General features: G+C 38.8%; 1 protein-coding gene. It reads right to left on the minus strand.

What is annotated here, in order from left to right; all coding sequences use genetic code 11:
* Positions 1-82: 82 nt before the first annotated feature.
* Positions 83-1,051: a class 1b ribonucleoside-diphosphate reductase subunit beta gene (gene nrdF / locus FFM66_RS08675; protein WP_137605652.1), complete on the minus strand. Its 969-nt coding sequence runs from the start codon at positions 1,049-1,051 to the stop codon at positions 83-85.
* Positions 1,052-1,112 lie beyond the last annotated feature (61 nt).

Here is a 1,112-nt window from a genome sequence, read left to right on the forward strand (position 1 = left end):
AAACAGACGACCGAAAATTCTTTTTACGATTTTCGGTCGTCTGTTTTATGATTCTTGGGACTTATGTCCCAAGCTCTCAAATTTATTCATTATCCAAGCCAATCAGGTAGTCATCATCGTTCATTGCTTCGACGGTTCCTAATAAATAGCCGTTACCAACTTGGGAGAAAAAGTCATGATTGCTCGTTCCAGTGGAAATGCCGTTCATGACGATTGGATTGACGTCATTAGCGGTATCCGGAAAGAGTGGGTCTTGTCCTAAGTTCATCAAGGCTTTGTTGGCGTTGTAACGGAGGAAAGTTTTTACTTCTTCCGTCCAACCAATTTCGTCGTACAATTCTTCTGTGTATCGTTCTTCGTTTTCATACAATTCATACAGGAGGTCGTACATCCATTCCTTCAGCTTGTCTTGTTCCGCTTCAGGTAATTCATTAAAACCAAGTTGGAATTTGTAGCCGATATAGGTTCCATGCACTGATTCATCACGGATAATCAATTTAATGATTTCAGCAACATTGGCTAATTTATTATTTCCAAGGTAGTACAAGGGCGTATAAAATCCTGAGTAGAAAAGAAAAGTTTCTAGAAAAACACTAGCGATTTTCTTTTCCAAAGGTGTGCCGTTTTTATAGATTTCATTAATTCGCTCTGCTTTTTTTTGCAGGTAGGGATTTGTATTGGTCCACTCAAAAATATCATCAATCTCGGCTTTAGTATTCAAAGTGCTGAAAATGGAAGAATAGCTTTTAGCATGCACTGATTCCATGAATTGAATATTATTTAAAACAGCTTCCTCATGGGGTGTCCGAACATCTTTGCGTAGCTGATCCATTCCACTTTCTGATTGAACCGTGTCTAATAAAGTCAAGCCGCCAAAGACGTACCCAACGGTGGTTTTTTCAAGATCAGAAAGTGTTCGCCAGTCGTCCAAATCGTTGGATAGGGGAATCCGAGTATCCAGCCAAAATTGTTCTGTCAATTTTTCCCATGTGGACTTATCGATGATGTCTTCAATTTCATTCCAGTTGATTGCTTCATAATAGGTTGCCATCTGATTTCGCTCCTAGTTCCTATTTTGGTAATAAATTTTCTGCAAGAAAATTTAGTCTGAT

The organism is Enterococcus songbeiensis (assembly GCF_005405265.1).
Classification (GTDB): domain Bacteria; phylum Bacillota; class Bacilli; order Lactobacillales; family Enterococcaceae; genus Enterococcus_C; species Enterococcus_C songbeiensis.

Bases quoted from the DNA above. Each gene is read 5' to 3' on its own strand.
- nrdF (WP_137605652.1), bottom strand. From the start codon at position 1,051: ATGGCAACCTATTATGAAGCAATCAACTGGAATGAAATTGAAGACATC.